General features: G+C 40.2%; 12 protein-coding genes. 1 reads left to right on the top strand and 11 read right to left on the bottom strand.

Features of this window, described 5'->3' with window-relative positions:
• Positions 1-181: 181 nt before the first annotated feature.
• Positions 182-1,555 (top strand): phosphohexomutase domain-containing protein, encoded by a 1,374-nt coding sequence (locus ACY3FQ_RS17310; protein WP_489774528.1) that lies wholly within the window; start codon positions 182-184, stop codon positions 1,553-1,555.
• Positions 1,556-1,620: 65 nt separating this feature from the next.
• Here the strand turns inward: ACY3FQ_RS17310 and galE are convergent, their stop codons facing one another.
• The 11 genes from galE to ACY3FQ_RS17255 all read right to left on the bottom strand — a co-directional run.
• A complete protein-coding gene (gene galE / locus ACY3FQ_RS17305; RefSeq protein WP_489774526.1) occupies positions 1,621-2,640 on the bottom strand; it encodes a UDP-glucose 4-epimerase GalE in 1,020 nt (339 codons plus the stop codon).
• Positions 2,633-4,300 carry a glucose-6-phosphate isomerase gene (pgi, locus tag ACY3FQ_RS17300; protein WP_489177202.1) on the bottom strand — a complete coding sequence of 556 codons (1,668 nt, stop codon included), beginning with the start codon at positions 4,298-4,300 and terminating at the stop codon, positions 2,633-2,635. The genes galE and pgi overlap by 8 nt, the downstream gene beginning before the upstream one ends.
• Positions 4,300-5,556, bottom strand: a complete 1,257-nt coding sequence (locus ACY3FQ_RS17295) for a nucleotide sugar dehydrogenase (RefSeq protein ID WP_489774524.1) — start codon at positions 5,554-5,556, stop codon at positions 4,300-4,302. The genes pgi and ACY3FQ_RS17295 overlap by 1 nt, the downstream gene beginning before the upstream one ends.
• A gap of 25 nt (positions 5,557-5,581) precedes the next feature.
• Positions 5,582-6,457, bottom strand: a complete 876-nt coding sequence (gene galU, locus ACY3FQ_RS17290; RefSeq protein WP_489774523.1) for a UTP--glucose-1-phosphate uridylyltransferase GalU — start codon at positions 6,455-6,457, stop codon at positions 5,582-5,584.
• Positions 6,458-6,470: 13 nt separating this feature from the next.
• Positions 6,471-8,345: a polysaccharide biosynthesis protein gene (locus tag ACY3FQ_RS17285; RefSeq protein ID WP_489774522.1), complete on the bottom strand. Its 1,875-nt coding sequence runs from the start codon at positions 8,343-8,345 to the stop codon at positions 6,471-6,473.
• A 42-nt stretch (positions 8,346-8,387) separates the two neighbouring features.
• Positions 8,388-8,918: an acetyltransferase gene (locus tag ACY3FQ_RS17280; RefSeq protein WP_253146584.1), complete on the bottom strand. Its 531-nt coding sequence runs from the start codon at positions 8,916-8,918 to the stop codon at positions 8,388-8,390.
• Complete coding sequence (locus ACY3FQ_RS17275) at positions 8,911-9,924, bottom strand: MraY family glycosyltransferase (RefSeq protein WP_489774520.1); 1,014 nt, start codon at positions 9,922-9,924, stop codon at positions 8,911-8,913. Before ACY3FQ_RS17275 ends, ACY3FQ_RS17280 begins: the two co-directional genes overlap by 8 nt.
• Before the next feature lie 7 nt (positions 9,925-9,931).
• Positions 9,932-10,870, bottom strand: a complete 939-nt coding sequence (locus tag ACY3FQ_RS17270; protein WP_489774519.1) for an NAD-dependent epimerase/dehydratase family protein — start codon at positions 10,868-10,870, stop codon at positions 9,932-9,934.
• 7 nt (positions 10,871-10,877) lie between these two features.
• Complete coding sequence (locus ACY3FQ_RS17265) at positions 10,878-11,633, bottom strand: glycosyltransferase family 2 protein (protein WP_489774517.1); 756 nt, start codon at positions 11,631-11,633, stop codon at positions 10,878-10,880.
• Positions 11,634-11,651: 18 nt separating this feature from the next.
• The gene (locus ACY3FQ_RS17260; RefSeq protein WP_489774515.1) at positions 11,652-12,824 is read right to left on the bottom strand and encodes a nucleotide sugar dehydrogenase; all 1,173 of its coding nucleotides are present in this window, start codon (positions 12,822-12,824) and stop codon (positions 11,652-11,654) included.
• 57 nt (positions 12,825-12,881) lie between these two features.
• Positions 12,882-13,536: hypothetical protein (locus tag ACY3FQ_RS17255; RefSeq protein WP_489774513.1), on the bottom strand; the 655-nt coding region annotated here is incomplete at its 5' end.

Raw genomic sequence — 13,536 nt, 5'->3', positions numbered from 1 at the left:
CTAACATATAGAATAGCACGCCGAAGTACTAAATTTTAAAAATTAGATGAAAGAGCACTCTATACACTTAAACATCTATTTTTGAAGATATAAAAGTTAAACAGTAACTTGGCATATAGGAACTATTTTCCTCCTATAATTATACTTCCCTCACTTCTCAGAAGTTATTTAGAGAATTCAGATGACAGAACTGACTTGCTTCAAAGCCTATGACATTCGCGGCAAACTCGGCACCGAGCTCAATGAAGAGATTGCCTATAAAATTGGCCGTGCATATGGGCAAATTTATCAACCCAAAACTGTGGTCATCGGTTGCGATATTCGTTTGACTAGTGAAAGCCTCAAACAAGCCACCATTCAGGGTTTAAATGATGCTGGAGTGAATGTCCTTAATCTTGGTATGACAGGTACAGAAGAGGTTTACTTCGGTACATTTCATCTCGATGTTCAAGGCGGCATTGAGATTACAGCGAGCCACAACCCCATGGATTACAATGGGATGAAATTGGTTCGTGAACAAGCGCGCCCTATTGGTGCAGATAGCGGTCTGGCGGAAATTCAAGCCTTAGCAGAATCGGGGGCATTTACAGAAGTTCCGCAAAAAGGCTCAACCACACCTTATAATATTCTGCCTGAGTTTATTGAACACCTTATGGGGTATATTAATCCTGCTAAAATCCGCCCATTAAAATTGGTCGTGAATGCAGGAAATGGCGCCGCAGGTCATGTCATTGATGCGATCGAAGAAAAATTCAAAGCATTAAATATCCCTGTTGAATTTATTAAAATTCACCATGAAGCTAATGGTCATTTCCCCAATGGCATTCCCAACCCGATTTTAGTTGAAAATCGTGATAGCACCCGTCATGCCGTGCTTGAACATCAAGCAGATATGGGCATTGCATGGGATGGTGACTTCGACCGCTGTTTCCTGTTTGATGAAAAAGGCCAATTCATTGAAGGTTATTATATTGTTGGTCTTTTAGCACAAGCCTTCTTACTCAAACAATCAGGCGAAAAAATTGTCCATGACCCACGTCTAATTTGGAACACTTTTGATGTCGTAGAGAAATATCAAGGTATCCCTGTTCAGTCGAAATCAGGGCATTCCTTTATTAAAGACAAAATGCGTGAACACAATGCCGTTTATGGCGGCGAAATGTCTGCACACCATTATTTCCGCGATTTTTCTTATTGCGATAGTGGCATGATTCCATGGTTGTTGGTTGTTTCTGTACTGTCTGAAACTGGAAAATCTTTGTCCTCATTGGTTGAAGAAATGATCAAAAAGTTTCCTTGCTCAGGGGAAATCAATTTCAAAGTCGCAGATACTCAAGTCACGATTCAAAAGCTTTTTGACCATTTCGCAGATCAAAATCCAAGTATTGACCACACAGATGGCGTAAGTTTAGATTTTGGGGCTTGGCGCTTTAACGTACGTGCTTCAAACACAGAGCCCCTATTACGTTTAAATATTGAAAGCCGTGCGGATAAAAATCCTAAAAAAATGCAAGACTATGTGGATGAGCTGACCCAGCTGATTCAAGGCAGCTGAAGTCAGAAAAAAAAGAGCCACATCAAAATGGCTCTTTTTTTATTCTTGATACTTATCTGAACAAATTAATCGCGATAGCCTTGTGGATTCTGCTTCTGCCAATTCCAACTGTCTGCCAACATATCTTCTAGTTTATATTTTGGTTTCCATCCCAGTTCACTCACCGCTCGAGCATTATTCGCAAAAGATGTTGCCACATCGCCTTCACGACGAGGGGCTAATTCAAATGCAATCGCAACACCATTCACCTGCTCAAAAGTATCTTTAACTTGCAACACTGAAATGCCATTACCTGTACCAATATTCCAGGCACGGCAACCTTGCGCAGTTAGACGATTATTGAGGGCACATAAATGTGCATTGGCCAGATCCACTACATGAATATAATCGCGTACACCCGTGCCATCGACAGTGTCATAATCATGACCGAAAATAGATAGCTTTTCACGACGACCGACTGCCACTTGAGTCACGAAAGGCATCAGGTTATTGGGAATACCTTGTGGATCTTCCCCGATCTGCCCACTTTTATGCGCGCCGACCGGATTAAAATAACGTAATAAGGCAATCGACCAACGTTCATCCGCCACAGACAACTTTTCTAAGAGCTGCTCCACAATCAGCTTAGTATAGCCATAGTTATTGGTCGGCATTCCGGTAGGCATTTCTTCATTTAAAGGTGAAGGATTATTTTCGCCATACACCGTTGCTGAGGAACTAAACACCAGTTTAAAAACCTGTGCGCGTTGCATGGCCTGAACCAGGCTGATTGAACCGGCAATATTATTGTCAAAATAAGCCAATGGTATTTGCTGGCTTTCTCCGACCGCTTTCAGACCGGCAAAATGAATCACTGCATCAATCGAGTGTTGCTGAAATACCTGATCTAATAATTGAGCATCCCGGATATCCCCTTCAATAAATGTCAGGCTTTTCTGGGTCAACTGTTGCACCCGATTTAAAGACTCAGCAGCGCTATTGCACAGATTATCTAAAACCACCACCTCATGGCCGGCATTTAATAACTCAACACAAGTATGCGAACCAATATAGCCTGCCCCGCCCGTTACCAGAATTTTAGCCATGCTGCTTCCCTAATAAAATGTTAATTAAACCTTGAGTTGAACCATCCAGACCACCTAGCTCAGACTGTTCACCATTCAAAATAGGCAGCAACTGGTTGGCAATTTCCTTACCTTTCTCCACGCCCCACTGGTCAAATGGGTTGATATTCCACAGCACCGATTGCACAAAAACTTTATGTTCATATAGAGCAATCAGCATACCCAGACTATAAGGATTCAGCTCTTGCATCAACAGCGTACTGCTCGGTTGGTTGCCTTCATACTGTTTATAGGCTGGCAAGCTCTCTAATTCTTTTGGGTCCAAAGCCTCATTACCAAAGGCCAATAAACGTGATTGCGCCAAGCAGTTAGACAGGGCCAAATGATGCTGTTCAATTAATGCTTCGGCACTGTCTGCATAGGTATATTGCTGACTGTTATAGCGCTTGACCGGCGCAATAAAGTCACAACTCACTGACTGCGTACCTTGATGGAGGAGCTGATAAAAAGCATGTTGCGCATTCGGTCCCACTTCGCCCCAAATAATCGGACAGGTATCCAGCTGAACTTTTTCACCATCACGTTGAATTGACTTGCCGTTGGATTCCATTTCCAGCTGTTGCAAATAAGAAGCAAAGTATTTTAATCGTCCATCATAAGGCAGGATGGCATGGGTCTGAATATCCAGAAAATTGTTATTCCATGCACCCAAGAGCCCCATCAACACCGGAATATTGCGCTCAAAAGGCTGATACTGAAAATGCTGATCGACTGCATAGGCACCGGCCAGCAGCTGCTTAAAACCTTCAATGCCGATACTCAGTGCAATCGGCAATCCGATACAGGACCACAGTGAATAGCGACCACCGACCCAATCCCATAATAAGAGCTGGTTTTCCGGAGCAATTCCCCAGGCCGTCATTTTTTCCGGCTTGGTGGAAACTCCGATAAAATGATGCTTCAGAATATAGGGATGCTGACCCAAGGCTTTTTCCAGCCACAGGCGTACTGTCTGGGCATTGGTCAGGGTATCAATCGTGCCAAATGATTTGGACGAAATAATAAATAGCGTGGTTTCCGGACGCAGTTGATGCAACAACTCGGACAGCTGACTGCCATCCATGGTCGAGACAAAATGCACATTGAGTGGCTGGGCAGACTGGTATTTAAAATCCGATAAGGCATGGGTGACCATTAGAGGGCCAAGATCTGATCCGCCCACGCCAATATTGACCACATCCTGAATCACTTCACCGGTGGCGCCACGGCGCTGCCCAGCATGAATTTGTTCTACCAAAGCATACATGCGCTCAAGTTGAGCATGCACATCAGCGGCCAGATCCGCATGCTGCTGATCCTGGACTGGCAAGCGTAATGCCCAATGCATGGCAGCACGTTGCTCGGTATAATTAATGTCCTGATTTGAAAATAAAGACCCGATCCAGGATCTTAAGTTTTGTGCATCTGCCCATTCAATCAGGTCCTCCATCACCGTGTTATCAATTCTGTGTTTACTATAATCGAAGACCAGCTGTTCAAACTGAATTGAATATTTGTTAAAACGCTGGGGGTCTGCGGCAAACAGTTCTCGTAGATGCACCGCATCAAGTTGTTCTTTGCTCGAGGCGAGTTTTTGACACACAGTTTCAGTATTTAGATCTGGTTTAAGCTGACTTAACATTAACGTCCCACCCCAATATAATTAAAACCACGCGCCTTGATATAGGCCGGATCATACAGATTACGCCCATCCAAAATCAGGGGATGCTGCATCAGTTTAATGAGGTGTGGATAATCTGGACTACCATACTGTTTCCAGGCAGTCATCAAACATAAGGCATCTGCCCCCTCAACTGCCTGATATTGATCTTCACACAGTATTAGATCCTGCCGTGTCCCATAGACTTTTTTAATATTGGCCAATGCTTGCGGATCATGCAGTTTGACCGTCACCCCTTGCGCCCATAATGCAGTGAGCATGGCATGCACTGGAGATTGCTGGATGCTCGGGGTATTTTCCTTAAAGGCTGCGCCCCAAATCGCCACCACTTTTCCCTGTAAATCGCCACGGAAATAATTCCATAGTTTGCGGAACAGTAATTCTTTTTGTTGTTCGTTAATCTCCCAGACCTGTTCCAGCAACTGGTTTTTTACCCCTGAATCTGCTACTGCATGCGTTAAGGTGCGGATATCATGCGAGAAGTTCTCTCCACCAAAACCGACGCCCGGAAACAAATAGGCGGAACCAATCCGGTTATCCGCCGCCATGCCTTGGCGCACCTGTTCAATATCGATCCCGAGTTTTTCTGCCACGCTGGCCAGATCATTCATATAACTGATCCGGGTGGCCAGCATGCCGGAAATACTGAGTTTGGTAAATTCGGCATCCAGTACCGGCATAAACAGATACTGCTGCGCACGCGGAAACAAGGGGCGTAACAGCTCTCTGATTTTAGCCTGTGCATCTGCATGATCACAGCCCACGATCAGCTGGCTGGCCTGAACAAAACTACGCAGGGCATTACCTTCCTGAATAATATCGGGCAGATAAATCCAGTCATCATTCGGCAGCAGTTGTTGAAAACGTTGGGTGCCATGCAAGCCAAAGGTCGAAGCATTAATCATCAGCTTCGGATGAGCAAAACAGGCATGCCGAAGGGTATCCAGCATCTGAAATGCCTGCTGCTCTTCGTTGGCATTAAAACTAAAGAAAAAAACATCCTGATTGAAATCCAGATGCTGAAAATCACAACAGTTTAAAAAACCAGATTTTTCCTGTTTTTGCAGCAATGACTGCAAGGATTCATCCTGAAAATAAGTCCGGGCCGGCTCATCTGCACTGAAGCTGTTACACCACACCACCTGATGACCACATTCAGACAAAAGGGCCGAAATGACCCCAGAAAATAAGGTTTTCCCCAGTACTGCGACTTTCATAGTATTCCTTGGTTATTATTTTTTATTATAAAGCGAGTTCTTGGATCAACGCTTTAAACTCGTGACCGAGCTTGGGATGATCAACCCCATAATGTAATACAGCTTTAAGATAGCCGAGCTTGTTGCCACAGTCAAAAGTTTGACCTTTCATGCGATAAGCTTCCACTGCTTCAGTCTGCTGTAACATGGCAATCGCATCGGTGAGCTGAATTTCATTGCCTGCCCCGCGTGGTGTCTGTTCCAGAAGCTGCATGATTTTTGCCGGCAGGATATAACGCCCGACCACAGACAGATTCGATGGTGCGGTGCCGACTGCCGGTTTTTCAACAATCCCTTGCATGACAATGCTTTCGCCTTCCTCAGGTGATGCAGCAACATCAACAATGCCATACTGATCCACCAGATGTTCAGGCACCGCTTCAACCATGATTTGTGCTGCTTGAGACGCGTCATAACGCTGAATCATGCGAGACAAATCATTTTCCGGATCCTGATCCTTGACCAGCACATCTGGTAATAATACTGCAAAATCTTCATCGCCAATCACGGCCTTGGCACACAGTACCGCATGGCCCAAGCCCAAAGGCTGCGGTTGACGTACACTCATGATACTTACACCGCTAGGCAGAATTTCAGTAATTTCTTTGAGTAAATCGGTTTTGTTTTTTTGCTCAAGCGTGGTTTCAAGTTCAAAATTACGATCGAAGTAATTTTCAATCGATGCTTTTGAAGAATGTGTCACCAAAATAATTTGTTCAATTCCGGCGGCTACCGCTTCACGGACCACATATTCAATCGCCGGACGGTCGACCACAGTGACCATTTCTTTGGGAATCGATTTGCTGGCAGGTAAAAAACGCGTACCAAGGCCGGCCACAGGAAGAATTGCTTTCTTAATCATATTTATAAATAACCTAGTTCACTTGAATTTCGTTGCTACGGACATAACCATCGACATAGTATTCCAGCTGCGCCAATGCCCATTCAATATCGGCTTGCATCGCTGAAAGTTCATGCATCCGGTTAAATACTTCCAGAATTTCTGCCAATGGATAATGCTTCTCGACTGATCTCAAAATACGCTTATGCGAGGTAATTTCTGTATTTTCTTCGTCAATCAGCAGCTCTTCATACAGTTTTTCACCTGGACGCAAGCCGGTATATTGAATTTCAATATCGCCATTTGGATTTTGATCATCTCGGACTTTGAGACCACTCAGTGAAATCATTTGTCGTGCCAGATCCTGAATCCGTACCGGTTCCCCCATATCCAGCAAGAACACATCTCCACCGGTACCGAGGGCACCAGCCTGAATCACCAGCTGCGAGGCTTCCGGAATGGTCATGAAGAACCGGGTCACTTCGGGATCGGTCACCGTGATTGGCCCACCCTTGGCAATCTGCTGTTTAAACAGCGGTACCACCGAGCCCGAAGAACCCAGTACATTACCAAAGCGTACAATACTGATCTGGGTCTGATCCTGAGCTTCCGCCATGGCCTGACAATACAGCTCTGCCATGCGTTTGGTCGCACCCATCACGTTGGTCGGACGTACCGCTTTATCGGTCGAGATCAATACAAAAGTTTCAACACCTTTTTTCACCGCAGCATTGACACTAAATGCCGTTCCCACCGCGTTATTTTTCAGGCCTGCTAATGGGTTACACTCCACCAAAGGTACATGTTTATAAGCCGCCGCATGATAAACCGTTTGCACGCCGTACTGTTCAATCACCCGTTCCAGCTTGCGCTCATCCAGTACAGAACCCAAAATTGGGATAATGTCACACGTGGCAGTCAGACGTAATTCTTTATCAATACTATATAAAGCGAATTCTGTCAGTTCATAAATAATAATTTTGGCCGGCTGGTTTTTAATAATCTGGCGACACAGTTCGGAACCAATTGAGCCACCTGCACCAGTCACCATCACCACTTTATCTTGAATATTTTTAGCTAAAAGTTCTGCCACCGGAGGTACCGGATCGCGGCCCAGCAGGTCAATAATATCCACTTCCTGAATATCGGAAATTCGAATTTCACCATCGACCAGCTTGGTCAGGCCGGGAATCTCGGTAATTTTAAGATGCGCCGGTTCTAAAAATTTAACGATTTCACTTTTACGTATCCGCCCGACTGAGGGCAGTGCAATCAGAATTTCATCAATTTTGAGTTTTGTAAAACATTTCAAAGCAGTATGTGGTAAAAAAACTTGAATACCACCAATATTTTGGCCATTTAAAGACGGATTATCGTCAATAAATATAATCGGCACATGCTCATTGGAGCGATTTAAGGTGGCTGCCACCTGTTGCCCTGCATTACCAGCGCCGTAAATCGCGATACGTTTTTTAGGCACTCCGGCCTGTAAATAAGAACGCACGATAAAACGGATAAAACCTCGGCTAAACCAGACCCAGGCAAACATCATAAAGCCAAACATCAACGGGATGGATGTCGGAATAAAGGCATGGGTGCTATAAGCCAATAAATACAGGCCAATCACGGATAAGATCGTTGCCAAACCCAGTTTAACAATAAAGAATTCATTGAAGGTACGGACAATAAAGCGATATACACCGCAGAGAAATAGAGCCAATACAGCAATAGCACTGACCCAAACCGCACCAAAAGGAATATTGGGTACAACTTCTGCGCCGAGGTCAAACTGGCGGATGGCATAACACAGCCAGATTAGAACAGGGAAAATACAAAAGTCTAAAATGACTAAAAATGCGAGTTTTGCTGAACGTGGAGATTCAACCAGAGGAATTACAAGAGATTTCATATATTTTTCAGCACGTCATATCTTAATTTAAAGAAGTTGTTATTAAGACTTATGTTCTATGATACTTCCCACTTCCAAGAAAGAAAATGTAGGGATAATATTATTACTTGCAACTTTCACCCCAATACTTAAGTGTACAAATTGTTCAACCACCACATCATGGTCCAATAATGTACCCATATTTAAAATAGTACCATCTTGGATAATCGTATTTGTTCCAATAACACACCCAGCCATAATACTTACCCCCTGCCCTATTTTCGCACTCGGAGCAATGACGGTTTGTGGATGTATAATAGTCGTAATTGGTATAGATAAATCAAGCAGTAATTGTTGCCATTTTTGTCGTATTTGGTTATTTCCAACGGCAATGATGGCCTCAAAATCTTGTTGCTTGATTAAGGATAAGTTTTGAATATTTGAAACAATAGGATAACAACCTAACCATTCCTGCTCAGGCCATCGATCATCAACAAAAGAAATACTCTCCCAATTACCTAAAAGTTCAGCAACTTCAGCAATTGTTTGGCCAAAACCGCCTGCTCCTAAAATAAGCAATTTTTTTTCAGGCATCAGGATTTCCTGCTTTCAATTTGATGGCCAAGAATACTAATGGTAAATAAGCAATCAATATCGCGAATTCAGGATACGCCCATTGTTGGGTGGTCGTGATATAGGCGATTGGAAAGAGCCACAATAAATTAATAGCTGCTACCGCCAAAGTCACTGGCGTATGGCTGCCCCATTTACGCGATAAAATTTGGTAGCTGTGGCTGCGATGCGCATCATACATTTTATAGCCACTGAGCACGCGTTTAATCAGGGTATAAGTCGCATCGACCACAAATACACCTAGACAAATAATCCATGCACAAAACAGCGCCAAGTTTTCTTTGAGGGCAATTAATGCCAAAATCCCTAATGTTAGCCCTAAAAACCCACTACAGGCATCGCCCATAAAAATTTTGGCTTTGGGAAAGTTCCATAATAGGAAGCCAAATATGCAGGCAGCTAATAACCAAAGTAGATCTGAATTCAGCGATGTATTTAGCAGATAGTACAAAATTGCCATACTGGCTGTAGTCGTGATGGCTTCAACACTGGCAATACCATTAATGCCATCCATAAAATTATACAGATTGAGTAACCACACCAAAAATAATACCGCAATGATATTGGCTACAAAGCCGAGTTGCAGACCATTAAATATAGTGACTTCGGCAAAACCACCTAAACTGATCACCGCACCTATAGCCACTAGAAAATGGATGGCTAGACGCAACATGGAGTTGATATGCCCATGATCATCTAAGAAACCAAGCAGTGCGATGACAAAGCCTGCCCCCATAAGGGCTAAACCTATATGGACTGTCAGTTGTTGGCTATAGATCAGTACAGCCAACGCCAATAAATAGCTACACACCACAGCTACACCACCACCGCGTGGGGTAGGTACACTGTGGGAGCTTCGTTCATTTGGGTTGTCTATGATGTTTTTCTTTAGGGCATAATGCCGCATGTAGCCTGTAAATAGTAATGTCAGTATAAAAAATACAATGCTCTGTGCAAAAATTGACATACTTGAATTACTCTTTCATTTTTAGATAATCTTGGCCTGCTTTTAACATGGCTTGCTGGGTACTTAACGGAGCTATCCAGCCCAACAACTTTTGAGCCTTGGAAGCATCTACTTCAAGTGATTCAAACAGTTGTTCATAAAGTTTGGATTTACCTACACATGCAGCCCCTAGTTTCATAAGAGGCTGTGGAATATAAATAAAATATGGGGTTTTTCCCATACCCTGTTTTAAGTATTGAACCAATTCTCGGGTGGAAATGCTGTTCTGATCTGCCACTAAAAATGTCTGGTTGGCAGCATTGGGATGTTCAATACAAACCTGAATAAAATCGACCAAGTTCTCAAGTGCGACAAAACTACGTTTGTTTTGTGTACGTGCAAAGGGTAAAGGTAGATTGGTTGCGACTAATTTGAGTAAACGAGCAAAGTTACCTGGCGCATACGCTGCATACACCAAAGGCGGGCGAATAATGACTAACTCTGTATCTGATCCAGCAAATAGTTTTTTTAATGCTTCCTCTGCTTCTAGCTTGGAAAGAGCATAATCTGCATGAGGTTGTGGTAAAGTATCTTCTGTAAATGGCTGCTGTAAGGTCACTGCACCATTGACACCGATAGAACTCATAAATATGAAGCGTTTTACTTTTTTGTCCAAAGCCTGACGGGCAAGTTGTAATGTCCCTTCTACATTGACTTTACGAAATTCAGTTAATGGATCTGTCGTTTGTTCATTTAGAATATGAGCACGACCTGCTAAGTGAATAATGACATCTATATTGCTAGGTAAGTCTGCTTCAAAAATATTATTAGCAACAAGTTGCTGGATATTTGCAGACAATAGATTATTTTGAGTACGAACTAAAGCAATAGTATCATACAAACTACTCACCCGTTCAGATAGAACTGAACCTACAAACCCTGTCGCACCTGTCATTAAAATTTTCATTTAAATCCTATTTTCTTAAAATGCCTAATATTGCATAATTAATGAAACAATAAATAGCATGTATTAAAGATAGTTTTTCAACTTCTCTATATACAGTCCAAGTGTATTTAGCTACATTAACCTTATTTGCAGAAATTGAATCAGATCTTACTGTATAACTAGCTAAATCTTCTTGTAATCCATAGGCATAGGGTATCATTTTCAATAACTTCAACCACAAAGCATAGTCTTGACGTTTACGTATTAATGGAAAATAAACTTTTCCTAACTTTTCCGAATCATACATAACTGTTAAACAACCAATATAATTAGTTTTCAAAAGCTTATTATAGTTAATAAATTTTGGCATCTTTGCATTTTTAATAAAGGCAGCATTTTCATCTACTTTATAATAGCCTGTATAAGTAAAATAGTATTGATTATCCAACATAAATTTTATTTGTTTTTCTAGCTTCTTAGGATGCCAAGTGTCATCACTATCTAAGAATGCAATAAAGCGCCCATTAGCATTTTCAATACCAGTATTTCTTGCAACAGCCGCACCAGAGTTTTCATTTAACTTTATAATTTTTATACGTTTATCTTTTTCAGAAATTTTTTGAACAACTTTATAGGAATTGTCCTTAGAACAATCATCTATTACAAACAACTCCCAATTGGTATAAGTCTGCTCCATAATTGAAAAAATTGTTTTTTCAATATATTTTTCAGCATTATATAAAGGAGTAATAATCGATACTAATGGCAAGATATCTTGAGACATACAATAATCCTTACAAGATTAATTATTATTAAAAATATCACGCGTATAAATTTTTTCAGAAATATCTAATAAGTCATCATCCATACGATTCGTTAACACTAAATTTGACATATTTTTAAAATCAATGAGATTATGCTCAACAGGGCAACCATCAAATATATTTAAATTTAATGTTGGTTCATAAATAATAACTTTAACACCAGATTTCTGAAGTAATGAAATTATAGTATGAATTGCTGAAGATCTAAAATTATCTGAACCATGCTTCATAATTAGTCTATAGACACCTACTACTTTAGGACTTTTAGATAAAATCTGATTTACAATAAATTTTTTTCTTGTATTATTAGAATTTACAATAGCAGCAATAATATCATTTGGTATATCCTTATAATTGGCTAATAATTGCTTAGTATCTTTAGGCAAACAATAACCACCATAGCCAAAAGAAGGATTATTATAATAATTGCCTATTCGTGGATCCAAACTGATCCCTTCAATAATTTGTTTAGTATCAAGATCTTTTAACTCAGCATATGTATCTAATTCATTAAAAAAAGAAACTCTTAAAGCGAGATAAGTATTAGCAAAAAGTTTAATAGCTTCAGCTTCATTTGAATTAGTTAGTAAGATATCTACATTCTTCTTTAAAGCTCCATCTAATAACAAATTAGCAAAATCACGAGCCCTTTCAGATTTTTCACCAACAATGATCCTAGATGGATATAAATTGTCGTATAAAGCTTTTCCTTCTCTTAAAAATTCAGGAGAAAAAACTATATTATTTGTATTAAAATTTGCTTTCATATTCTCAACAAAACCCACTGGAATTGTGGATTTAATAATAATCAAAGCATTTTTATTTACTGTAAGAATATTTTTAATAACCAACTCCACAGATGATGTATTAAAATAATTTTTATCTTCATTATAGTCTGTTGGTGTAGCAATAATGATAATATCTGACTGTCTGTACGCTTCTATCCAATCTAATGTTGCAGTTAAATTTAACTCATGTTCTTTCAAGTATTTACTAATTTCTAAATCTTGAATCGGAGATTTTTTTTGGTTAATCAGATTTACTCTTTCCTCGCTTGTATCTACTGCAGTTACATTATTTCTCTGTGAAAGTAAAATTGCATTTGATAATCCCACATACCCTAAACCAACCACTGAAATATTAACATTCATAATAACTAACCCAATAATATTTAAAAACTTCCAAAGATACTAAATTATACACTCAACTTAAAAGATTTTGGTGTGAAAGATAAACTTAAGCAATACATACGTTAAAAACATGTAAAGAAAAACAGGCAAACTAAATAAAGTTAAAAAAGATGATGAGTTTATCCAAGATAAGATTACTGCAGCTGTAAATATGTAGTATAAACTAGTTTTAATAATATCACCCTTACTTATAAAGTAATCTACTTTTTTTACAAAAAATGCAACTATCAATCCAGAAATAATCGCATAGAGCCAGTATAATCCACCAAAAATATAAATAGCTTCACCAAAGTTAGTTACAGTAATATTGGTAGTTCCTGAAATAGCTTTTTCCCAACTAGGATAGACTAAATAAGTCATCTTCCTAGAAAGATTAGTATCTAAAACTTCTATGGAGTTAAAATCAATACCAAAAACATATTCATTAATTTTATTTCCGAATATATTATAAACTAATTTAATTGATTCACTTAACGAAACACCATCTTTAAAATTTTCCCAAACACCAATAGTTCCAAAAGCCGACATGACAGTCATTCTATGAATAATAAAAGTAAATGCATCAGAGTAATTTGAATAACCCATCACCTGCTTAGTAGTTAATGTTAATATACTTAGCACTATCGGGGTAATAAAAAAAACAACTTTTATAATATTATTTTTGTAAAATATA

The sequence above is a fragment of the Acinetobacter sp. AB03 genome (assembly GCF_058107045.1).
Note: the sequence above shows the minus strand (reverse complement) of the source record. Positions and strands in the feature narration are given on the sequence as shown.

Excerpts from the sequence above, each read along its gene's own strand:
- ACY3FQ_RS17310 (WP_489774528.1), top strand. The coding sequence starts at position 182 with ATGACAGAACTGACTTGCTTCAAAGCCTATGACATTCGCGGCAAACTC.
- galE (WP_489774526.1), bottom strand. The coding sequence starts at position 2,640 with ATGGCTAAAATTCTGGTAACGGGCGGGGCAGGCTATATTGGTTCGCAT.
- pgi (WP_489177202.1), bottom strand. The coding sequence starts at position 4,300 with ATGTTAAGTCAGCTTAAACCAGATCTAAATACTGAAACTGTGTGTCAA.
- ACY3FQ_RS17295 (WP_489774524.1), bottom strand. The coding sequence starts at position 5,556 with ATGAAAGTCGCAGTACTGGGGAAAACCTTATTTTCTGGGGTCATTTCG.
- galU (WP_489774523.1), bottom strand. The coding sequence starts at position 6,457 with ATGATTAAGAAAGCAATTCTTCCTGTGGCCGGCCTTGGTACGCGTTTT.
- ACY3FQ_RS17285 (WP_489774522.1), bottom strand. The coding sequence starts at position 8,345 with ATGAAATCTCTTGTAATTCCTCTGGTTGAATCTCCACGTTCAGCAAAA.
- ACY3FQ_RS17280 (WP_253146584.1), bottom strand. The coding sequence starts at position 8,918 with ATGCCTGAAAAAAAATTGCTTATTTTAGGAGCAGGCGGTTTTGGCCAA.
- ACY3FQ_RS17275 (WP_489774520.1), bottom strand. The coding sequence starts at position 9,924 with ATGTCAATTTTTGCACAGAGCATTGTATTTTTTATACTGACATTACTA.
- ACY3FQ_RS17270 (WP_489774519.1), bottom strand. The coding sequence starts at position 10,870 with ATGAAAATTTTAATGACAGGTGCGACAGGGTTTGTAGGTTCAGTTCTA.
- ACY3FQ_RS17265 (WP_489774517.1), bottom strand. The coding sequence starts at position 11,633 with ATGTCTCAAGATATCTTGCCATTAGTATCGATTATTACTCCTTTATAT.
- ACY3FQ_RS17260 (WP_489774515.1), bottom strand. The coding sequence starts at position 12,824 with ATGAATGTTAATATTTCAGTGGTTGGTTTAGGGTATGTGGGATTATCA.